The sequence below is a fragment of the Phycisphaerae bacterium genome (assembly GCA_028714855.1).
Taxonomy (GTDB): Bacteria; Planctomycetota; Phycisphaerae; order Sedimentisphaerales; family Anaerobacaceae; genus CAIYOL01.
This window is the reverse complement of sequence record JAQTLP010000013.1, coordinates 17,426-37,805: the sequence shown is the minus strand read 5'-3', so window position 1 is coordinate 37,805 and position 20,380 is coordinate 17,426. Positions and strand designations below refer to the sequence as shown.

Annotated in this window: 20 protein-coding genes, 1 tRNA gene and 1 riboswitch; of the genes, 5 read left to right on the top strand and 16 right to left on the bottom strand. The window is 47.2% G+C overall.

What is annotated here, in order from left to right:
• The first annotated feature begins 1 nt into the window (after window position 1).
• Window positions 2-823 (top strand): glucosamine-6-phosphate deaminase, encoded by an 822-nt coding sequence (nagB, locus tag PHG53_09915; protein ID MDD5381934.1) that lies wholly within the window; start codon window positions 2-4, stop codon window positions 821-823.
• A 115-nt stretch (window positions 824-938) separates the two neighbouring features.
• On the opposite strand, the gene PHG53_09910 is transcribed toward nagB, so the two are convergent.
• The 4 genes from PHG53_09910 to PHG53_09895 form a co-directional block, all read right to left on the bottom strand.
• Complete coding sequence (locus PHG53_09910) at window positions 939-1,799, bottom strand: type II secretion system protein (protein ID MDD5381933.1); 861 nt, start codon at window positions 1,797-1,799, stop codon at window positions 939-941.
• A gap of 302 nt (window positions 1,800-2,101) precedes the next feature.
• Entirely contained in the window at window positions 2,102-3,217 is a 1,116-nt protein-coding gene (mnmA, locus tag PHG53_09905; protein ID MDD5381932.1) for a tRNA 2-thiouridine(34) synthase MnmA, read from the bottom strand.
• Complete coding sequence (moeB, locus tag PHG53_09900) at window positions 3,204-3,989, bottom strand: molybdopterin-synthase adenylyltransferase MoeB (protein ID MDD5381931.1); 786 nt, start codon at window positions 3,987-3,989, stop codon at window positions 3,204-3,206. The genes mnmA and moeB overlap by 14 nt, the downstream gene beginning before the upstream one ends.
• A gap of 34 nt (window positions 3,990-4,023) precedes the next feature.
• Window positions 4,024-4,392, bottom strand: a complete 369-nt coding sequence (locus PHG53_09895; protein MDD5381930.1) for a DNA polymerase ligase N-terminal domain-containing protein — start codon at window positions 4,390-4,392, stop codon at window positions 4,024-4,026.
• 57 nt (window positions 4,393-4,449) lie between these two features.
• A riboswitch (TPP riboswitch) is annotated at window positions 4,450-4,573 on the top strand.
• Between the two features lie 43 nt (window positions 4,574-4,616).
• On the opposite strand from PHG53_09895, the gene thiS reads away from it, so the two are divergent.
• Genes thiS through thiH form a run of 3 tightly spaced genes read left to right on the top strand, consistent with a single transcriptional unit; the run spans window position 4,617 to window position 6,679 of the window.
• Window positions 4,617-4,829 (top strand): sulfur carrier protein ThiS, encoded by a 213-nt coding sequence (thiS, locus tag PHG53_09890; GenBank protein MDD5381929.1) that lies wholly within the window; start codon window positions 4,617-4,619, stop codon window positions 4,827-4,829.
• A 4-nt stretch (window positions 4,830-4,833) separates the two neighbouring features.
• Complete coding sequence (locus PHG53_09885) at window positions 4,834-5,625, top strand: thiazole synthase (protein MDD5381928.1); 792 nt, start codon at window positions 4,834-4,836, stop codon at window positions 5,623-5,625.
• The gene (gene thiH, locus PHG53_09880; GenBank protein ID MDD5381927.1) at window positions 5,600-6,679 is read left to right on the top strand and encodes a 2-iminoacetate synthase ThiH; all 1,080 of its coding nucleotides are present in this window, start codon (window positions 5,600-5,602) and stop codon (window positions 6,677-6,679) included. Before PHG53_09885 ends, thiH begins: the two co-directional genes overlap by 26 nt.
• A gap of 17 nt (window positions 6,680-6,696) precedes the next feature.
• Here the strand turns inward: thiH and PHG53_09875 are convergent, their stop codons facing one another.
• Window positions 6,697-7,830, bottom strand: coding sequence for a type III PLP-dependent enzyme (locus PHG53_09875; protein ID MDD5381926.1), 1,134 nt, complete (start codon window positions 7,828-7,830; stop codon window positions 6,697-6,699).
• Window positions 7,831-8,759: 929 nt separating this feature from the next.
• Between PHG53_09875 and PHG53_09870 the strand changes: the two genes are divergently transcribed.
• Complete coding sequence (locus PHG53_09870) at window positions 8,760-9,236, top strand: DUF3592 domain-containing protein (GenBank protein ID MDD5381925.1); 477 nt, start codon at window positions 8,760-8,762, stop codon at window positions 9,234-9,236.
• Window positions 9,237-9,412: 176 nt separating this feature from the next.
• On the opposite strand, the gene PHG53_09865 is transcribed toward PHG53_09870, so the two are convergent.
• From PHG53_09865 to PHG53_09815, 11 genes are all read right to left on the bottom strand, one after another.
• Window positions 9,413-10,096 (bottom strand): PEP-CTERM sorting domain-containing protein, encoded by a 684-nt coding sequence (locus PHG53_09865; GenBank protein MDD5381924.1) that lies wholly within the window; start codon window positions 10,094-10,096, stop codon window positions 9,413-9,415.
• Window positions 10,097-10,594: 498 nt separating this feature from the next.
• A complete protein-coding gene (locus tag PHG53_09860; GenBank protein ID MDD5381923.1) occupies window positions 10,595-11,722 on the bottom strand; it encodes a hypothetical protein in 1,128 nt (375 codons plus the stop codon).
• Between the two features lie 64 nt (window positions 11,723-11,786).
• Entirely contained in the window at window positions 11,787-12,965 is a 1,179-nt protein-coding gene (gene speY / locus PHG53_09855; GenBank protein ID MDD5381922.1) for a deoxyhypusine synthase, read from the bottom strand.
• Window positions 12,966-13,197: 232 nt separating this feature from the next.
• A tRNA-Asp gene (locus tag PHG53_09850) sits at window positions 13,198-13,271 on the bottom strand.
• Window positions 13,272-13,376: 105 nt separating this feature from the next.
• A complete protein-coding gene (locus tag PHG53_09845) occupies window positions 13,377-13,829 on the bottom strand; it encodes an ACT domain-containing protein (protein MDD5381921.1) in 453 nt (150 codons plus the stop codon).
• A gap of 28 nt (window positions 13,830-13,857) precedes the next feature.
• Window positions 13,858-14,217, bottom strand: a complete 360-nt coding sequence (locus PHG53_09840; protein ID MDD5381920.1) for an STAS domain-containing protein — start codon at window positions 14,215-14,217, stop codon at window positions 13,858-13,860.
• A gap of 65 nt (window positions 14,218-14,282) precedes the next feature.
• The gene (locus PHG53_09835; protein MDD5381919.1) at window positions 14,283-15,257 is read right to left on the bottom strand and encodes an ATP-binding cassette domain-containing protein; all 975 of its coding nucleotides are present in this window, start codon (window positions 15,255-15,257) and stop codon (window positions 14,283-14,285) included.
• Window positions 15,229-16,278: an ABC transporter ATP-binding protein gene (locus PHG53_09830; protein MDD5381918.1), complete on the bottom strand. Its 1,050-nt coding sequence runs from the start codon at window positions 16,276-16,278 to the stop codon at window positions 15,229-15,231. Before PHG53_09830 ends, PHG53_09835 begins: the two co-directional genes overlap by 29 nt.
• Window positions 16,278-17,477 (bottom strand): ABC transporter permease, encoded by a 1,200-nt coding sequence (locus PHG53_09825; GenBank protein MDD5381917.1) that lies wholly within the window; start codon window positions 17,475-17,477, stop codon window positions 16,278-16,280. The genes PHG53_09830 and PHG53_09825 overlap by 1 nt, the downstream gene beginning before the upstream one ends.
• A 9-nt stretch (window positions 17,478-17,486) precedes the next feature.
• Window positions 17,487-18,482 (bottom strand): ABC transporter permease, encoded by a 996-nt coding sequence (locus PHG53_09820; protein MDD5381916.1) that lies wholly within the window; start codon window positions 18,480-18,482, stop codon window positions 17,487-17,489.
• Window positions 18,479-20,230 (bottom strand): peptide-binding protein, encoded by a 1,752-nt coding sequence (locus PHG53_09815; protein MDD5381915.1) that lies wholly within the window; start codon window positions 20,228-20,230, stop codon window positions 18,479-18,481. The genes PHG53_09820 and PHG53_09815 overlap by 4 nt, the downstream gene beginning before the upstream one ends.
• Between the last annotated feature and the right edge of the window lie 150 nt (window positions 20,231-20,380).

Below are 20,380 nucleotides of genomic sequence, written 5' to 3'. Positions count from 1 at the left end.
TATGAGAATTATCATTCAGCCTGATTACGATGGAGCATCTAAATGGACTGCCAATTATGTTGCCAAAAGGATTAACGAATTTAAGCCAAGCACTAAAAAGCCTTTTGTATTAGGCCTTCCTACCGGCTCATCGCCTCTGGGAATGTACAGAGAACTGGTAAAACTCAACAAAAAAGGAAAAGTTTCGTTCAAAAACGTCGTTACTTTCAATATGGATGAATATGTCAAATTGCCGGAGGAGCATCCCGAAAGCTACCACTCGTTTATGTGGAACAATTTCTTCAGCCACGTGGATATTCAGAAACAAAACGTTAATATCCTCAATGGTAATGCCAAAGACCTGCAGGCCGAGTGTAAGAATTATGAAAAGAAGATAGCAGCTTTTGGCGGCATCGATCTGTTTATCGGGGGCATAGGCCCTGACGGCCACGTTGCATTTAACGAACCCGGCTCTTCGTTATCGTCCCCAACCAGAGAAAAAACACTTACAAAAGACACCATCATAGCCAATTCGAGGTTTTTCGACAACGACATCAACAAAGTTCCCAAAACCGCGTTAACGGTAGGGGTCAAAACGGTTATGGACGCCCGTGAGGTGCTGATTATTATCAGCGGCCATAACAAGGCCAGGGCACTGCAAAAGGTAGTGGAAGAAGGCGTCAACCATATGTGGACGGTCAGCGCTCTCCAATTACACCCCAAGGGCATTATTGTCTGTGACGATGGGGCAACTGTCGAACTCAAAGTCGGCACAGTCAACTACTTCAAAGATATCGAAGCGAAAAATCTTAATCCTGCGAAACTTTTGAAAGGTACAGTTTAAAAAACCATAAAGGCAAATCAGTAATTTCCTTAGAAGTTGATTTGCCCTTAGCCATAAACCAATAAAAAAGGCCGGGTTTAATTTCCCGGCCTTTTTTTGTGCAACGGTTTTTGTATCAATACACCGGCATTTTGACCATCCACTCTGCTGCATCATCCCAGGCGTTTTTACACGCCGATTTGTTGGAAAATCCACATATAGTCCACGGGCCGCATATGTCGAATCCTCCATTAATCGGCTTAGTGTGATTCAGTGTATACAACTCCTTAAGCCCAACCTTGCGTGCGGAGGAGTCCAGAAAAACAACGTTGTTATACCCCATATGCCTGTCGATGGTTATCCAGTGCATTTCAGGGGTAGTATAGTCGCCATTATACGCAGGTGGTGAAGCGTCAGAATTTGACCAATAATATATATATAAACAATCCAACATAACAGGGGCCTTATCTCCGCCTCTTACATCAATTTTTCTCCAGTAAGCCGCATCGAAAGACACGTCGCCGCCTCTCATATCCTCAATGTAGCGATTCATACCGTAACTACCGGTAGGAGCTTGATAGACGCCGGTAGCTGGATCATCGACCTGATTATCACCTTCCCCTGGAACTGGAAATTCCTCCGGATCCCAAGAACCCAGTTCATCAGCCCACCATGTTGCAAAGGGACCTGTCTTCAACTTATTGTTTATAGCAGTCGGGCAGTAGCGCATCATAGGGTCTTTGTACATTGGCTTGTAAACCAGGTGCCACAACTTTTCATAATGGCTACCGACCTCTCTTTGGTTTAAATAGCCGTCGTTCCCGCCTGCATACATTGAAAATATAACGCCCCATTGTTTTAGCCTGGCCAGACAGGAAACCGACATTGCCTGCTTTCTGACCTTTGACAGTGCCGGCATCAATATCGACATCAACAACGCTATAATGGCTATCACCACCAAAAGCTCAATTAATGTAAAACCTTTTTTCTTATCCATAAATTATTCCTTTCTTTCTATTGGGCTTAATTGCCGTTATTAAGATGCGCAAAAGGCGGTTAGTGTTCCGTAAAAACTGCCATTTTTGGCACATTTTCCTAAAAAACATACAATAAATTCGGCTGTTTTGCAAGAGTAAATTAATTATTTTAGGACGATTTTTTCCGGTTTTTGGGGGTAAAAATGAGTGTTTTAGGCCCCCTGTTCACAGCTAAGTAGCAGCTCTCGTGGATCTACGCTACGCTCTGAGTGGTGTTAAGACAGGTAAAATGGGTAGGATTTAGAATGTAGAATTGCAGATTTTATATTATAGTTCCGCCAGCAGTAATGTAACCACGGTTGTTATAAAGGACAAGTCGCTGGCCAGGACAGGGAGCAAACTGGGGCTGGTCAAACTTAACGGTCATCGTTTGTTTATTTACTGCAACGAGTCTGCAGGGATGGGAATCGACATAGGAGCGGACTTTACCGAAGAATTGTCCACCGACAACGAGCTCTTCGGGAATAAGGACGTTTAACTGATTCGTGATGACAGAGCGGAAACTAACTTGCTCTTTTGTGCCAAGAGCGATGGTGTTTTTCTGTGCGTCAATTTTTCCGACGTAAAGGGGAATGCCGCCTGCAAAGCCTATGCCTTTTCTCTGGCCGAGCGTGAAGTTGGCGATTCCTTTATGTTCGGCGATTTTGTTGCCCTTCATATCAGTTATGTCCCCGGGCCTGTTGAAGGCAGCGTCGGTTAAGACTGTGCGGTAATCACCTTCTCCGGCGAAACACAATTCCATACTTTCGGATTTTTCGGCGACGGGCAGGCCGGCGTCGGCTGCGATTGCGCGGACTTGCTCTTTCGTAAATTCCCCCAGAGGCAAAACAAGATTTGGAAGACGCTGTGAAGATATGCCATAGAGAAAATAGCTCTGGTCTTTGGCAATGTCTTTTGCTTTGCCGAGATAAAATCTGTCATCGATTTGATAAACTTTAGCATAATGCCCAGTAGCAAGGAAAATTGTGCCGAACTTTTCCTGCAAAAAATCCCAAAGAAGAGAAAATTTCAGAAACGTGTTACAGTCAACACAAGGGTTAGGGGTTTGGCCGCCGGTATAAGACTGACGAAATGGTTTTATTATAATTTCCTCGAAGACCTCGGTAACATCGACGAAATAATGGGGGATAGCCAATTGTTCACAGACAAATGCAGCATCGGTACCACAACAAGTGCGTTTGCCAACGTTAGTTGAAAGAGGGACTTTCATAGTGATGCCGAGGACATCCCAGCCCTGCTGCTTGAGCAGATATGCTGCGGTGCTGCTGTCGACGCCGCCGCTCATAAGGACGGCGATTCGTTTGTCGGCCTGCTTTTCGGGCTGCCAAGAGAGATGGCTTGACCTCTGCAATTTGATGTTCCACTTATTGGCTGTCATCTTTAAGCTCGGTGATTTTGGGATTTGAGCCGCAAAGCGGGCAATCTGGGTTACGTTTCAAACGCACCTTTCGAAATTCCACTGTCAGGGCATTATAAGTCAGCAGCGTGTCGGTCAAAAGCTCGCCGATACCCAGCAGATATTTGATTGCCTCGGTTGCCTGTAGTGTGCCGATAACGCCTGGCAGAACACCAAGAATTCCGGCGCGCGAGCAGGAACGAGCAATATCCGCAGATGGCAAAGAATGGAAGATGCAGCGGTAACAGGCGGATTCGCCTGGCAGGACGGTCATTAACTGGCCATCGAACCTCAGGACGCCGGCGTGCGAAAATGGTTTTTTCTCGAAGAAACAAGCATCGTTGATGAGAAACTTGGCGGGGAAATTATCGGTGGCGTCGATTACAAAATCGTATTCGTGGACAATTTTCCGAATGTTGTCGGCCTTTACTAGTTCATGGTAAGCCTTAACGGTGACATCAGGATTGATTGCCCGCATTTTAGTCTGGGCGGATTTGACCTTTTCGACGCCTAAATCGGAGGTGTGATGAATTATTTGTCTCTGGAGATTTGTCAGCTCGACTTTGTCGGAATCGACGATGCCGATAGTGCCGATTCCGGCGGCGGCCAAATAAACAGCGGCAGGTGAGCCGAGACCACCGGCGCCGATGAGCAGAACCTTCGATGAAAGCAATCTCTGCTGCCCAGCTTCACCGATTTGTCCCAACATTGTATGACGGCTGTATCTTTCTCTTTGTTCTTCCGTTAATGCCACTTTCGGCCTCTGGTTTTTGGAATCTTTGTTTCAATTATATATCACTTTTGCCAAACTGCCAATCGTCGCCTTCGACGTGAGACAGAGTAAATTTGCTTTTGAGGATTTTGCCTTTCAAGTCCAGCTCAAGGCGATCGTGTGACTGATGCATTGTTTCATAAGTGCCTGTTTCGACGATGCTGACGCTGCCCTGACCTTTGTTTACCGGCCCCTCGTAAGTAAGGAATTTCAGCGGATGGTCGAAGATTTTTACGGCGACGGCTGGGCTTTGGATAAGTTGCTGAGGAGCTTTATCAAGACGGTAAGTTTGCAGGATATCACCCAATTCGAGCATAAAATCCCAGTGAATGCCCTGGGCTGTCGAGTGCTGCTGAATAACGAATTTTTTAATTTCCTGAGTCATTTCAATGTATTATAATATATCCGAGTAAAATCCGCCAAACAGATGGCGAGATAAATTTGAATAAGCCAGGGGAGCGTGCCAATGGCAAAACCCGCGGCAAGCTGAGAAATCGCCGATATGGCGATGACCCTAAGAACCTGCTCGGGTTAAGACCTGCGAAGGAAGGCAAAAAATTTAGAGCACTCCCTTTGCAGGAGTGCTTTTTTAGTTTCGAGTGTGTAAAAATGGAATCGCTGAAAATAAATGGCGTCAAGAAACAGTTCCCAGCGGGGCAGATGCCTTCGACTGTGGCTGAATTGTTAAAGCAGCTTAATATCCGGGGAGCAACAGCAGCGGCTGAAGTTGACGGCAAGATTATCGAACGCGAGAAGTTTTCAGAAACAAAGCTCCGCAACGGCCAAAGCATCGAATTAGTGCGATTTGTCGGGGGAGGATGATTGAATGGACAAGTTAGTAATCGCAGGGAAAGAGTTCAGCTCGCGGCTGCTTGTGGGGACAGGCAAGTTCGCATCGTGCGAGATTATGGCTGAAGCACTGGAGGAGTCCGGGGCGGAAATCGTTACCGTCGCACTTCGCAGGGTGGACATAGAAAACAAAAACGACGATATGCTCCGTGCAATCGACACTAAAAAATATCTGCTGCTTCCGAACACCTCCGGCGCGCGGGACGCCGAAGAAGCTGTTCGGCTGTCGAAACTGGCAAGGGCGGCAACGGGGATTAACTGGGTGAAATTAGAGATCACGCCTGACCCGTATTACCTGCTACCGGACCCGGTGGAGACACTGAAGGCGGCGGAGATTTTAGTTAAAGATGGATTCATTGTTCTGCCTTATATAAACGCAGACCCGATTTTGGCGAAGAAACTCGAGGACGCTGGGGCCGCAACGGTGATGCCGCTTGCAAGCCCCATCGGCTCAAACCAGGGCCTTAAGACCCGTTCAGCTTTGGAAATAATAATTGAGCAGGCGAATGTCCCCGTCGTGGTTGATGCAGGGCTGGGACTGCCATCGCACGCGGCGGAGGCAATGGAGATGGGCGCAGATGCAGTGCTGGTGAATACTGCCATCGCAACAGCAGCTGAGCCGAGACAAATGGCCGCGGCTTTTAAGCTCGCGGTCGAAGCCGGGCGAACGGCTTACAAAGCAGGCGCGGCAGCAACAAGCAAACAGGCAAGCGCATCGAGCCCGCTGACGGGTTTTTTGAGAGATGAAATATCCAAGCGAAATAAATAATAGTGACATCGAGCGGGCGATGAACTCCCCTGCCGGCAGTTACAGCCCAGAGAAACTGGCGGCGCTAATTTCACCAACGGCTGAGGGCTATCTTGAAGAGATGGCGCAGATGGCCCGGCAGCTTACGATGCAAAGATTCGGCAAAACTGTCCGGCTATATGCACCGCTGTATTTATCGAATTACTGCGTAAATAACTGTGTATACTGCGGCTTCAACAAAGAAAACAAATACGAGCGGAGAAGATTAACGATTGAGCAAGCAGTCAAAGAAGCGGACATTATCGCTTCGGAAGGATTCAGGGACATATTACTCGTCAGCAGCGAGGACAGAGAATTCATCAGCGTCGATTATCTTTGCGAGCTTGCAGGCAGATTGAGAGGCAAATTCAGCTCCATCTCGATAGAAGTCTATCAAATGACGACCGAAGAATACGCGAAGCTTTTCGCTGCGGGTATCGAGGGCGTAACGTTATATCAGGAGACATACGACCGCGATGTATATCGCCAATATCATCCCGCAGGCCCGAAGGCCGACTATGATTACCGGTTATCAGCACCGGACAGTATTGCGCAGGCGGGAATGAGAGAAATCGGCATCGGGGCCTTGCTGGGTTTATCCGACTGGCGGCTTGAAACACTGGCGCTCGGCGAGCACGCACATTATCTTATGAAGCGATACTGGAAATCGCGGGTGTCGTTTTCGTTTCCGAGACTACGGCCGGCAAAGAACGTCGACAGAGCGCAGTTTCGTTTCCTCAGCGATAAGAATCTCGTGCAAATGATAATTGCGCTGCGACTGTGCTTTGCCGATGCCGGGATGGTACTGTCAACGCGCGAAAGAGCTGAGTTGAGAGACCACTTAATCGAAGTAGGAATAACCAAGGTAAGTGCGGGCAGCAAGACCAGCCCGGGCGGGTATTCACAACCAAGGAATGCGGCCGAGCAATTCGAAATCGACGACGCTCGCAGCCCAGCCGAGGTGGCCGAGATGATAAGGGCGCACGGGTTCGAGCCGGTCTGGAAGGACTGGGACATCGCTTTCGTTAAACGCTAAGCAGCGAGGGGACATATCTATTTATTAATATGTATGATTTTTGCGCCGTCGAAGCCGTTGAATTTGGTCGCAGAGGCGATGCTGTATGCGCCGATGTTTTCGGTGTAAAAGAAGTCGCCGATTTGAAGATTAGCCGGCAACTGTTCCGAGGCTGAGATTTTGTCGAAACTGTCGCAGGTTGGGCCAACGACTGTGCAGACCTCTTTTTTGCCGTGTTTGAACGCACGGAAATTCGGAATCCAGTGGTCAAAAACCACTCCTGAAAAAGTGCTATAGACGCCATCGTTGATGTGATAGACGATTTTGCCGTCCCTGCGCGCCTTTCCGATGATTTCCGAAATAAGGGATGCGGCTGTCGCGACCATAAAACGGCCGGGCTCAGCTATAAGCTCTACATCTTTCGGGAACAGCCGTTTACATTCTGAACGTATTATTTTGGCGAGCTGCCCGAAGCGCGGAGACTGCGAATCGTAGGGGACGGGGAAGCCGCCGCCGATATCGACGATTCTGGTGTTGTAGCCTTTTTTGCGGCAGTCGTTGAAGATTTCGGAGGTTATCCGCAGCGCGGAGGCGTAATTATCGAAATTTGTGCATTGGCTTCCGACGTGGAAGCTCAAGCCTTCGACGGTAAGGCCCAAATCGAAAACCAGTTTTATCAAATCGAACGCTTCGCCAAGCTCGGCGCCGAATTTCGAGCTTAGTTCCACCTGCGAGCCGATGTCGGGGACTTTCAGGCGCAAAACCAGGCCGGCGGTAGGACAGTACTCTTTTATTTTTTTGACCTCGTCGGCGTTGTCATAGGTAACAAGCGGCTTATATTTTTTGATATTTTTTAGGGTCTGCCGGTCTTTGATTGTGTTGGAGAAGATGATTTTGTCCCAGATAAAGAAATATTTATCACTTTTTTGGAAATGCTTTAGATATTTATAGACCTGCATAAACTCGTTGTAGGAGGCGACATCAAAACTGGCGCCTTCTTTGAAAAGGGTCTCGATTATTTCCTGATTGGAGTTTGCCTTTACGGCGTAATACGCCTGGACGCTTGGGAGACTTTTCTTAAAGGTACGGAAGTTGGCCCTTATTTTGGCGTGGTCAATAATAAACAGCGGCGTGCCGTGTCTTTGAGCCAATTTAACGAGTTCTTTTTTCATAATTGTTGGAGTAATAACAAAAAACTATCTTGTAATCAAGATTTTATTCGAGAGATTCGGAGCGGCAAAATTGGCTTTGTTTGGGTTCGTTTTTGAGAGTTCATAGTTCGTAGTTTTTTGTTCGTAGTCATTGCTGTTACTATAGTTATATCCATTTTTGGCGTTTTGAAAATTGGGTTCGTTTTGCATAATTAATCATTTTTGATTGATTTTTTCCCTATAAATAGAGAATCTCCGGTGCCGAAATTTCAGCCACAGAGAAAAAAAAACACATTGTAAGTATTGATTAGTTACTGGTAACCACTCATTGGTAATTCCTTTCAAAACTATCCCCCCGCTGCTTCGCAAGAGCGAAGCAAGACGACGGGGGCGAGGGGAATACATCCCCTCGTAATTGGAGGGACTTGCGCGAATGATGCGAAAAATGAGCTCGTCGCTTGTCGCTGGTCTCTCGTAACTCGATGTGGGGAAAGGAGTAAAAAAATTTTCAATAAAATGAGTTTTCACTTTTATCCCCCTGCGCATTTGATTGATTTGTCATGTGGCTTGTGACTCGTCGTTCGCCAAAAGTATGTTAGTATATGCATATATGCTAATGTTGTGATTAAGCAATCAGGGGGCTTTTTTTGTGGGATTTGAGAATAAATGGGTTTGATAAAGATGGATTGCGAAGTGCACATAGGGCACAAGTTGCCGGAGGCCGCAGGACTAAGTAAGAAAAAAAAGTATCCGAACCGCAGGCAGCACAAGCGAATTTTTTGAGGTTGAAAGTCGTGGGAGTTTGGGGGAAAATAACCGCTTCCTGATAATCGACAGAAACCGATAACGACTAAAAGGAGCCAGATTTTAGTAAAGAGTATTTTATTAATTGAGAGACGTCCTTGGAACACAATAATAGAAAAGATTTTAACTATAAGCGGGCTATAGCAATGATATTATTAGTCGGCTCTATTATCGGGATTTGTTACGCTATACTATCAACAGCAGTTAAGGTAAAAAAAGTAAATAATTGGGTACCCACAAGATGCGTTGTCGATTCAGTATATGTAGACATCGACCCTTCGACTCAAGATGATATACTCTTTTGGAACATACACTATACCTACAAATATAATGGACAAGAGTATGCTTCTAACCGGTACAATATTCTTAGAAGACACATAATTATAACGCGTGAGGAGGGGAAAAGAATAACAACAGAAAGACTAAAGCGCGGACAGTCGTATACGCCGAGAGGACCATACTTGCAGGGGGAAGAAACTGGGTGTTTCGTAAACCCTGACAATCCAGCAGAGGCTGTTCTCAGCCAAGAATATACTTTCGTTACATTCTTAATAAATAAACCTGTTTTTATCGCAGTTACGATTTTTATTCTCATCGCAGGGCTTTATTACGAGTTTAGATGAACATTTCATTGTTGGGAAATAAAGGCGCGAAGGAGAATTAATCACGTGGCGCAAGCTACCCCAAGAGGGAAGGAAGTTGTGATTTAAACGAATGCCCGTCCGGATTAGAAATAAGATAATAAAAAAAGCCCTGTTTTTTGCAGGGCTTTTTATCAACTATTATAAACTGCTTAAGCCTATCTTCGTTTCCTTGCAAGAATTCCCAGGCCGCCAAAAACCAAAAGGCAAATTGTGGCCGGTTCCGGCACAAGAACCATTCGGCAGCTTTCTTCTGACGGGACCCAGGTTTGTCCGCCATCGATTGACAGCTCAGTATAAACATCGAAGAAGCTTCCAATATACCAGCCGCTGCTCGACATCTCGATGGATGTTTGGCCGGAAGAACTTAAAGTTGGACTTTCACGAACCATAACATTTACACCGCCTACATTGCCTGACATTGTCATACTGATAATTTCCGTTTGGAACGTCCCAGTCTGACCACTTGTCTTGCTATATACCTGCGCAGTTACCGGTCCGGCCAACACAGCAGGAAAATTACCTATCCCGGAAATATCAACGGCAGCCGTTACAACTGAATCGAAGTATTCTATTTCATCGCCGCCGATATACGACCGGCTGATATTCGTGAAACTGCCGTGCGTGATATCAGATAAAGATATGCCTACGAAGGGATAATAAATAACCCCTTCTTCACTGCGGTAAGCGACATTCGGGTTAGGATGAACAGGCGGCAAATCCGGACTTGTAAATCCATCGACCGGCACAGGCATCGCGACCGCACTCGATGTAAATCCGGCGGCAACGAGGCAAATGACAAATATAAAAACTCTCACTCTTGTCAAATTTACGGCTTTCATCACTGTTCTCCTTAAAAAACTTTAATGTATCAGCAAATTAAGTGAGACGAAAAGAAATGCCTATGTATGCCGATTGCTGCCTCACTCCGACTTCCTGCTCTCTGTGTCCCATCCTTCGCTTCAGAATGCATATATAATAGTACATTTCTGTATATGATTTGTCAAGTATTTTTATCTATATGGTAACAATTCATCATATTCGGGCATTTTAAGCCTGATGTAAAAAGACGTCCCCCCCATTAAGGCCTTAACGCTCCCCCGGTAACGACCCCTGCCTACGACTTGCCGGGGCGGGCAAGCAGGGCAAATTTACCCGCCGTAGGCGAATAAAAATTGTGGAGCAGGAGAGAATTTAAGATTTAAAATTTGACCCTGATGGGACAGCAAGACATGGGGTTCGCAATGACAATTTTATATTGCTCTTAACCTGCGAATACTGGCGACAGATAGTTTGGATACGTCGATTTTATCCTGCCATTATGCTAATATTCGGCCAGCTTATGAGCCCTTCGAAATATTCAGGCTGCGTTCTAATTCTGTCTTGAGTTTCGCTATGGAACTTTTCAATCTAACCTTCTTTCCGTTTTTGATAGTCTCAGTAAGATAGTCCCTCATCGTGAGCGTTGCGGTACCTATGCTAGCTACTGGTATTTCGAATATTTTAAAGTACCAAACGAGAATATCAATAGCCGCAGGCACAGCGAGGTCATTGAGTGAGATCGGATAGGTCTTCATAAAATTGCGGAAATAACCAATTTTGGCCTCCTTTATTCCCTCAAGGTCTGCACTAAAATTCTTTCTCGTTTTATTTTTAGAAAGAGTCCACATCTCCTCCCTAAGTTTTCTTACAGCCTTGGTTTCGATTAATTTGATATATTCCGCGAGGGGTATATCTTCGTAGTTTACTGATTTTTCTTTACTCTCGCATAACAAAACATCGAGGGGTAATTTTTCATAATCTTTTTCTTTGTGAAGTCTACTTATACTTTTGATTTTCTCAAATTCAGCCACGTTTGTTAGGCTAACAATATTGTGGCTCGTAGTCTTGCCTGAAGACCAAACTACTGAAAAATTGCATTGCAACTGTTCATGAAGAGTACCCAAAAGGCAAGGGTTGATACCTAAAAGTGCCGCAATTAGGTAGTCTTCTGAAATCCAACTTGCCCAAGAGAGGTGCGTCTTGATATACTCATCAAAAAGGTCCTTACTATTAGCAGGCTTCAAATAAAATACAAAAGGAGAATATCTTGGTCCGAACAAAGTCTTTGACATTAGATTCCCAACACGACCTCCGAACCAAAAAATGAGTAATTGGCTTAGTAACTCTGAATCAGACTCCCAAAGGTATCGATTCACAAGTCTGACCGATTTTAATTCTCCAAAAATGTGATGGGTTTCGACTGGCACCAGAATATCCTGAACATCTTGCAAGTCCATTTTGTAATATCGAGCCATATTATTGGGAATAATTACTTGGTCATTGAAGAAAAGCTGGTCATAAAGAAGCCGTTTTCTGTTTGAGGAAAATCCTAAAGGCGAAGCCAAACCCAAATACGCTTTGGGAAAGGGAGTGTCTTTTATTTTGCTTCGAATTTCCTTAAAGTACTGAAATCCTTGAAATTGCAATTGGCACCTCTCCACGGCATAAATTAATCATCTACACCACTTTTGCCTTAGCGACCTTCCACGTTCACAGTTTTTTGATAAGGCCTTTAAGTTTTTCGACTTCTTTGTTGTTTTCGAGGTAGGACTCGATTAGTTTCCTGCGCAGCTCGTCGCCACGGTCGTATAGTCTTTTTAGTTTCTTTGGTTTAGCGGACTGGATTGTATATGCGACCATTATCGGGAACGCCAAGGTGACATCGAGGTAGGCGGTGACGGTTTCTTCGAGTTTAGTGGGGTCGATTTTGCCCCAACTGGCCGCTTCGGAGGGCGGCGCTCCGGAGAGGCCGCCGGTGTCGGGGCGGGCGTCGGTTATATTAATATCGTAGTCCTGCCCGACTTCAGGAATCATAAGGACTTCCTGGATTTGGGGCTCGGTCTGGAGCATAAAGTTTTTGGGACTGCCGCCGCCGATTAAAATCACGCCAGTTTTACCTTTTTCGTATCTCTTGGCGTTTAAGATAATCGCTGTCGAATCGTTAACGTCGATACTGGGATTGATTTTCAATTTGAATTTATCCAGCAAGCCGGAGGCTTCGGCGAGAAGCTCGATGCCGGCGACGTTCATACCGATAGTGGAATCGCCGGGGGAGGACGTAAAAACCGGAATGCCGTTGCGATAGGCAGCGGCGAGGATACTTACCTGGCCGAGGTTATTTTTCTGCTCAAGTTCGCTGAGTATTTTGCCAAGGTGATGATAGAATTCCCGCGTTCCCATTTCCTTTTGAAATTCCGGCCTGATGAGTATTTCTCTTAATCTCCTGTCGGTTTCCATTAAGACGTCCTCATAGTCGAAGAGAATGTCGTATATTCTTGTTACGCCTTTTGCTTTCAAGTCTGCATCGTTGACATTATGGCTGCCGCGGAACATCGGCAGGTTGAAGGCGTAATGGATATCGTGATACATATTAGCGCCTGTCGCGACGAACCAATCGACGAAGCCGTGGTTCATAAGTGGAATTATCGTAGAAGGCCCCAGGCCTGCGGGGGTCAGGGCGCCGGCGATGCTTAAGCCGATGGTAACATCATCTTTAGAGTATTTATCCCGCAACAGGTGGCAGGCGGCCCGTAATCTGCCGCCATTGTAGGCATCGAGATTATCTATGAGTTTTATCACATCCGTATCTTTGTCAATGGGCTCGGGGAGGATTCTTTTTCCTGCCAGATATTTTGCTTTGTTTGGGCAGTTTGATTTATGGTCTTTCATTTTTTCCTTTCTGCTCAGAAATATTCTAACTTGCGTGAGAGATTCTATCAAAAACCAGCGGCAACTAAAAAGTTAAAATTAATAAAAAAGGCCACCTTGGAGGTAAGCCTTTTTGTTTCAAACGAGGCCGAAGGGGCCCGAATAAATCCTTTTCCCGCACCCTTTTGGGTTCGAGCCCTTTTGTACATTAAACAAAAAAGGCCACCTAAAAGGTGACCTTTTCTGTTTCAAACGAGGCCGAAGGGGCTCGAACCCTCAACCTTCGGATCGACAGTCCGACGCTCTAACCAGTTGAGCTACGGCCCCGTGATTTCCAACTATAATATACCTGCACATCAACTATTATGTCAATTGCTTTCCGGCTGCGCCGAAACACATTACACCAGCCCGGCGTGCCGCGGATATATGCAATTACCTTCTCGACATCTGTGAGCGTCTGACCACCGGCTGTGATTTGCTGTTCTTCTGATGACCTTGCTCCAAAAGTCTCATTGCCTTTTTCACGTCGGCGACTTTTAAGACGCCTGTCGTTCTGCCGCCTTTTGCGCCAGCAGTGCAATAGGCATACGCGATATTTATGTGGTCCCTGGCCAGTTTCTCCGCCACCGACGCCAGCGCACCGGGCCTATTGTCCAGCTCCACGCACAAAACCTCCGTCTCGTTATAGGGCATATTCAGCTTTGACAGCACTTTTCTCGCTTTTTCAGGCGCATCGAAAATTACCCTCATAACACCATGTTCCACAGAATCCATCATCGTCATTGCTACGATGTTAATTTTAGCCTGCGCAAACTCGCCGAGCACCTGGGCCAGCACTCCGGGTTTATTAACCATAAAAATCGAAAATTGCACTACAACATTCATAGCCTCGGCCTTTCCAATTAAACACAACTCAATCTGTGCTTACCGCCCCTACAGCATCGGCTTTATCGGGGAAAAATTTGAAAATCCTGTCAAGGTGCGTTATCTTGAAAACCCTGTACAACTGCGGGTTTATCGCACTTATCACAACTTCGCCACCATACGTTTTCAGTTTAGCGCGAATGTCTAAAAGCAGCCCCAGGACGGCAGAGGAGAAAAATTTTACGCCTTCAAAATCAACCACCACTTCCTTCGGATGCTTTTGCTCAATAAATTCCTTTATTTGCCTGGAAGCAGATGCTATTTCTTCCACATTGCTTATCGAAGCGGTTTTGAAAGCCACTACCGCGGTATTTCTATCACTGGTTATTTCCACGCTGGTTTTGCCCATTCTACTTTCTAATCCAAAACTTACGGCTCATTATCGCAAATTTAACAGCTTTTGTCGAGCTTCTTTTAACATTTCCAGCAAGCAACAAAATGCCCCTCGCCTTTTTCCTCCAACGCAGGGGCCTGCTTCAGACAAACATCCTCTGCCAACGGGCATCGCGGGTGAAAAGGACAGCCAGCCGGCGGATTCAAAACGCTCGGCACTTCGCCGCCAAATGCGCCTTTTGCAGCGCGCCAGCCCCGCTCGACCTGCGGAATAGCCGACATAAGGGCACGAGTATAAGGATGTACGGGATTACGGTACAGCTCTTCCGCCGAAGCCCGCTCTACTATCCTGCCCATATACATAACCGCCGTAATATCACAAAAGAACTCTACAACAGCCAGGTCGTGCGCGATAAACAGGTATGTCAATCCGAATTCATCCTGCAAATCCTTCAATAAATTCAAAATCTGCGATTGAATTGAAACATCAAGAGCGCTGACCGGCTCATCGCAAATAACCAACTTCGGCCCCACCACCAAAGCTCTGGCCACCCCGATTCGCTGCCGCTGGCCGCCGGAGAACTCGTGCGGATAACGGTTTATATGTTCGGCTGACAGACCCACTTTGGAAAGCAATACCGCAACTCTTTCGGTCAACTCGCTGCCGGACACTCCCCTTTGCACCTTCAACGGCTCTCCAATAATATTACCGACTGTCATTCTCGGATTTAACGAACTAAACGGGTCCTGAAAAACAAGGCTGATTTGCCGGTGAAGCTCTCTCGATTCCTTTTTGTCCGCCGACAAAACATTTATCTGGTCAAAAATTACCTCTCCTGCCGTAGCCTGGGTCAGCCGAACTATGCTCCTGGCGACTGTCGTCTTGCCGCAGCCGCTTTCACCGACCAGCCCCATCGTCTGTCCCCTTTTGATACCGAAGCTCACGCCGTCAACCGCCTTGATAAAACCCGCGGTTCGACGCAACAGACCTTTCTTTATAGGAAACCAGGTCTTTAAATTATCAACCTTAAGCAGATAGCCGTTTGTGCTTGCCATATTTTGACTCATATTCCTTATATTCTTCACCAGTTTCGTAACCCGGTGCATACCAGCATGCGACACACCGGCATCCCTGAACCTCACGCAGTAATGGCTCGACGGTTTGGCATCGCCTGTCTGTATTTCCTATCGGGCAGCGAGGATGAAATTTACAGCCTGACGGAAAATGCAGCGGATCAGGAACTGTCCCCGGAATCGTCTGAAGACGTTTTGCTGAATAACCCAACCGCGGCAGCGATTTCAATAGTCCCTGCGTATATGGATGCAAAGGTTCTGAAAAAAGCTTCTGCGAATCGGCTGCCTCTGCTATTCTCGATGCATACATCACAGCAACATCGTCGGCCCGTTCAGCCACCACACCCAAATTGTGGGTTATCAGCAAAATACTCATACCGCTTCGTTCCTGCAGCTCGTCGAGCAAATCCAGTATCTGTGCCTGAATTGTTACATCCAAGGCAGTCGTCGGCTCATCTGCTATCAAAAGCGCCGGCTTACAGCTTATCGCCATAGCTATCATAACCCGCTGCCGCATTCCACCCGACATCTGATGCGGATACTCGTGTACTCGCTGCTGAGGGTCTGCGATGCCTACCTTTTGCAGCATCTCAACCGCATCTGCCCAGGCCTGGTTCGCATTTTTTTTCTGATGGAGCTCAATAGCCTCAACAATCTGATCGCCCACCGTATAAACCGGATTGAGACTGGTCATAGGCTCCTGGAAAATCATAGCAATTTTATTCCCGCGAATGGCACGCATTCGCTTCTCGCCGAGTTCAAACAGATTTCTATTACCAAACACAATCTCCCCGGCAACAATCGTCCCCGGCGGAGAGGGCACCAATCGCATAATCGAAAGCGCGGTAACGCTTTTTCCACAGCCGCTTTCACCGACCAGTGCGAATGTTTGTCCCTCTTTTATAGAAAAGGAGACGTTCTGCACGGCGTGTGCAACGCCCCGCTCGGTGAAAAAATCGACACAAAGCCCTTTAACTTCTAACAGTTTGCTTTTGTCAGCCATTAAGCTTGCCTCAAACGCGGGTCAATCGCATCCCGCAGGGCCTCACCAACAAGGTTGTAGGCCAGAACGGTAAAGAATATTGCCAGTCCCGGAAAAAGTGTGAGCCACCACAGGAACCTTCCGGTTGTGCTTACGCCCAGGCTCAGCATCTGTCCCCAACTCGGTGTCGGCGGCGCAACACCAAAACCCAAGAAGCTAAGCGCCGCTTCAATAAATATGGCCCCGGCAATGCCAAATGTCGCGTTGACCAGCACCGGCGCAATCGCGTTCGGCAGCATATGCCTGAAGAGAATGCTTCTCAGAGGCAGGCCCAACGACACGGCCGCCTGAACGAAATCCTGCCTGCGCAGCTTGAAAAACTCGGCGCGAACGAAGCGGGCGTCTTCGGTCCACGTAGTCAGGCCAATAATGAGCATTATGTTAAACAGGCTGCGAGGAAAAAACGCGACAATGGTTATGATTAGGAAAAAGACGGGCACGGCCATCATAATCTCAACTAATCGCATACCGAGGAAGTCGGCCTTGCCGCCCGAATAACCAAGTATCGCGCCTATTATTATTCCTATGATGCTCGATATACCTACGGCGACGAAACCGACGGACAACGAAATTCTGCTACCGTGAATAAGCCGGCATAGAACGTCCGAGCCGACGTCGTCAGTTCCAAGCCAGTGCTGCCTATTCGGCGGCTGCTCTCGGACCTTCAAATCGGTCCTGCCGTAGCCGTAAGGCACTGGGGCAAAGACGGCACCGGACGCCTTGCCTGAAGCAACCATCGATTTGTAGTCGGTCGCGTCGAGCCAGCTGGGTATGAAGACGTAAAGTAACGTTACACCGATGATGCTAATGAGCGTGTTGATAAACACTTGCCGCCAGAGAACACTTGAACGGATTGAGGGGTCAATACGTTTGCGATTCCGACAGATAAGCAGAATTTGAACCATGCCGACTGTTGCAGCCAGAAAAATGCTGTAATCGGCAGCGTCAAGATTTCGAAAAAGCGGGTAATGCTGCTGGCCGTCAATTCTGATGACAAAGGGTTTGTCATTTGCGATGAATGGGGCAAATATCGCCAGCAAAAAAAGCAGGATTATAAAGCCCAGCCAGACGACGATGAATTTACTCCTGGTGAACTCATGCCAGACCATCTCGCCGTATGATGTGCCCCATTCTTTATGCTGTTGATTCGGTTTAGTCATAACAGTAAATCACTCTACGGATTCAAAACTGATTCGCGGGTCAACCATAGCGTAAGCAATATCAGCCAGCAGCAAGCCGATTAAATTCAGAAAACCGGCTATGGTAGCGACACCCATAACAACATTGTAATCACGAGTTGTTACTGCCTCAAAGGCAAGCAGACCCATACCTGAAACACTGAAGATTCTCTCGATTATGATAGAGCCACCGAACATCGCGGGCAATAGCGTAGCCATAATAGTAATGACAGGGATGATACTGTTCCGGAAGGCGTGTCTGAATATAACAGCCCAGTTGGAAAGCCCCTTGGCTCTTGCGGTACGGACGTAGTCGGCGCGAAGATTATCGAGCATGCCGGCTCTGACGAGCTTCGTCAGATATGCGAAACCAGCGTACGTCAAGCAGAAAACAGGCAGAACCAAGTGCCACAGCCGGTCGGAAAGCCAAAGGAAAAAAGGAAACTGCTCCGCATCATTGCTGGACAGACCTGCTGACGGAAACCAGTTAAGCGGCGGACCGCACAAATAACCAATGAGCATTTGGCCAACCCACATCGAGGGCAACGACCACAACATCAGCAGCATCACGGAACTTATACGGTCGATGAACTTTTTGCGCCCCACAGCCGACAGAATACCCATAGGTATAGAAATGGCGTAAATAATTATGAAGGATATCAGGTTCAACGTCAGGGTTATGGGCAAACGTTCCTTAATAAGATCAATAACCGGTCTATGGTGCTTGATTGAATCGCCAAAGTTGAATCGGACAACACGTCCGAGCCAAGTGGCATATTGGACATAAACCGGCTTGTCGAGACCATAGAGGTGCATCCTCGCCGCACGGACATCGGCGGCACGCTGGGCGTCCAACGCACCGCCAGGCCCCAGAGACAAGCTGACGGGGTCACCCGGCGCCAACCGGCTGATGGCAAAAACAACTATGGTGATTCCAGCCAGCGTGGGTATCATCAAAAGAAAACGTCTGATTATATATATTGTCATTTGTATCGCTGCTTGTCCCTGGGGACATACCATTCATTAGGGTTGAGCCCAAGCTTGTGCTCTATGACGTTTTCAAATCTTTTATCGAGAAAACGCCATTCCGGCCTTATGTAAAGAAAAGTAAAAGGCTGGTCTTCGTGGATAAGACGGTGAAAACGGTGATAGAGCGGGTATCGCTTTTCAGGGTCCAGTGTTCGCCTGGCCACGTCTATCAGGGCGTCGGCCTGCAGATTATTATAGCTGGTGCAGTTATCACCTCCGCCGGCTATCTGTGAGGAGTGAAAATATTGATAGGGGTCAAATTCGACCGTGCCGCCGGAGCCGATAGCCAAGGCATCGAAGTCGTGTTTACGGTACTTCTGCGTGAAGACAGACCACTCATAGGGGTCGGCAATTACCTCGACCCCTACTGTGCTGGCGGTGTCTTTGAAAAGTTTGGCAAGCTGCTCATAGAACACCCGGCCGGTAGCGAAAGCAAGCCGAAAGCTGAACTTCACGCCGTCTTTGTCTCGAATGCCGTCGCCGTCGTGGTCAATCCAGCCGGCCTCATCAAGCAACTGCTTTGCTCTTTCAGAGTCATAAGGCCAAGGCTTGATGTTCGGGTCATATTGAGACCCAAAAATATAAAAAGGCCCCGTTGTTATCATAGCTTCGCCGCTAAGCAGGTGCTTAACAATCGCCTCACGGTCGATGATATGAGTCATAGCGAGCCGAACTCGCTTGTCAGCAAAAAACGGAGTGGTTTCGTTCCACGCTATGTAGAAAAACGGCACGCCGGGCTGCCAATATGACATAGCACGAAATCTCGCAGTGAACTCCTTATTCGATTTCATTTCAGAATACTGCTCCGGCTCGGGCTCCGTAAAATCTATCTCTCCGGCCCGTAACGCTTGCAGGGCCGCAGCATCGTTAAGGATAAACCTGAATACCACTTTTTTCAGTTTCGGCTTATAACCCCAGTAATTCTCGTTGCGTTTCAGAACCACCTGCTGCCCCACGTCCCATCTTTCGAATTCGTAAGGACCGCTTCCGACGGGGTTGCTGCGATGTTTGTTGAATTCCGCTGGGTCATTGAAATCGTAAATGTGCTGCGGAAATACCTCGAATAAACCGACGGCCTCAAAAGTTTTCCATAAAACCTCTGTGAATACAAACTTCACGGTTCGTTCGTCGATTTTTATTACGTCCTTGAAAGTGCTATAAATAGTTCGCTGTACCGCCGCGTCAACACCAGGATTCATTATCGTCCTATAGGTAAAGATAATGTCGTCGGCGGTCATTGGCACACCATCCGAAAAGCACACGCCGTCCCTGAGCCGGACCGTCATTTCCAAACCGTCCTTTGAAAGCTCATAGCTCTCGGCCAGCCAGGGTTTCAGCTCGACCTCGTCCCAGTCGTATTCGAGCAGGCGCTCAAAGATACTGCCGCCGGTGATATAGGTTGTGTAAACGTCTCTCTCATCGCTGATTGTATTCAACGTGCGAGGTTCGGCGGACAGCCGCCAGACGAGCCAGTCGCCGTCGTCGCCTGGCACCTCGGCCATAGGCAGATTCTTCGCCTCCGATATTTTTGGCTCTTGCTGTGGCTGAGCCGTTCTTGTGGTAGGCGCATTTTCCAATCTTCTAATAATGGTGTCGAGCCGCTTGTAGAGCCGGTCGGATTGAATCATTGAAAGAAACTGCAAAAGTATGATTACGAATAAAAACAAAAACAGAAAAAACTTGAACAAGCCGGACCGTCCGTTCATAACATTACTCCTAAGCCGGTGATTTTAATTCTCAATTTTCTGTTGTTCTTCAAAGATATACCACTTCTAATTTATAGATTTTAACACTTTTGGAACGCTTATCAACCAAATGAAAAATCGATTGGTAAATAAAAACGTATAAGGCTGTTC

What these genes read in the sequence shown, in the direction of transcription:
- nagB (MDD5381934.1), top strand. Translation starts at nt 2, where the DNA reads ATGAGAATTATCATTCAGCCTGATTACGATGGAGCATCTAAATGGACT.
- PHG53_09910 (MDD5381933.1), bottom strand. Translation starts at nt 1,799, where the DNA reads ATGGATAAGAAAAAAGGTTTTACATTAATTGAGCTTTTGGTGGTGATA.
- mnmA (MDD5381932.1), bottom strand. Translation starts at nt 3,217, where the DNA reads ATGACAGCCAATAAGTGGAACATCAAATTGCAGAGGTCAAGCCATCTC.
- PHG53_09895 (MDD5381930.1), bottom strand. Translation starts at nt 4,392, where the DNA reads ATGACTCAGGAAATTAAAAAATTCGTTATTCAGCAGCACTCGACAGCC.
- thiS (MDD5381929.1), top strand. Translation starts at nt 4,617, where the DNA reads ATGGAATCGCTGAAAATAAATGGCGTCAAGAAACAGTTCCCAGCGGGG.
- PHG53_09885 (MDD5381928.1), top strand. Translation starts at nt 4,834, where the DNA reads ATGGACAAGTTAGTAATCGCAGGGAAAGAGTTCAGCTCGCGGCTGCTT.
- thiH (MDD5381927.1), top strand. Translation starts at nt 5,600, where the DNA reads ATGAAATATCCAAGCGAAATAAATAATAGTGACATCGAGCGGGCGATG.
- PHG53_09875 (MDD5381926.1), bottom strand. Translation starts at nt 7,830, where the DNA reads ATGAAAAAAGAACTCGTTAAATTGGCTCAAAGACACGGCACGCCGCTG.
- PHG53_09870 (MDD5381925.1), top strand. Translation starts at nt 8,760, where the DNA reads ATGATATTATTAGTCGGCTCTATTATCGGGATTTGTTACGCTATACTA.
- PHG53_09865 (MDD5381924.1), bottom strand. Translation starts at nt 10,096, where the DNA reads ATGAAAGCCGTAAATTTGACAAGAGTGAGAGTTTTTATATTTGTCATT.
- speY (MDD5381922.1), bottom strand. Translation starts at nt 12,965, where the DNA reads ATGAAAGACCATAAATCAAACTGCCCAAACAAAGCAAAATATCTGGCA.
- PHG53_09845 (MDD5381921.1), bottom strand. Translation starts at nt 13,829, where the DNA reads ATGAATGTTGTAGTGCAATTTTCGATTTTTATGGTTAATAAACCCGGA.
- PHG53_09840 (MDD5381920.1), bottom strand. Translation starts at nt 14,217, where the DNA reads ATGGGCAAAACCAGCGTGGAAATAACCAGTGATAGAAATACCGCGGTA.
- PHG53_09835 (MDD5381919.1), bottom strand. Translation starts at nt 15,257, where the DNA reads ATGGCAAGCACAAACGGCTATCTGCTTAAGGTTGATAATTTAAAGACC.
- PHG53_09830 (MDD5381918.1), bottom strand. Translation starts at nt 16,278, where the DNA reads ATGGCTGACAAAAGCAAACTGTTAGAAGTTAAAGGGCTTTGTGTCGAT.
- PHG53_09825 (MDD5381917.1), bottom strand. Translation starts at nt 17,477, where the DNA reads ATGACTAAACCGAATCAACAGCATAAAGAATGGGGCACATCATACGGC.
- PHG53_09820 (MDD5381916.1), bottom strand. Translation starts at nt 18,482, where the DNA reads ATGACAATATATATAATCAGACGTTTTCTTTTGATGATACCCACGCTG.
- PHG53_09815 (MDD5381915.1), bottom strand. Translation starts at nt 20,230, where the DNA reads ATGAACGGACGGTCCGGCTTGTTCAAGTTTTTTCTGTTTTTGTTTTTA.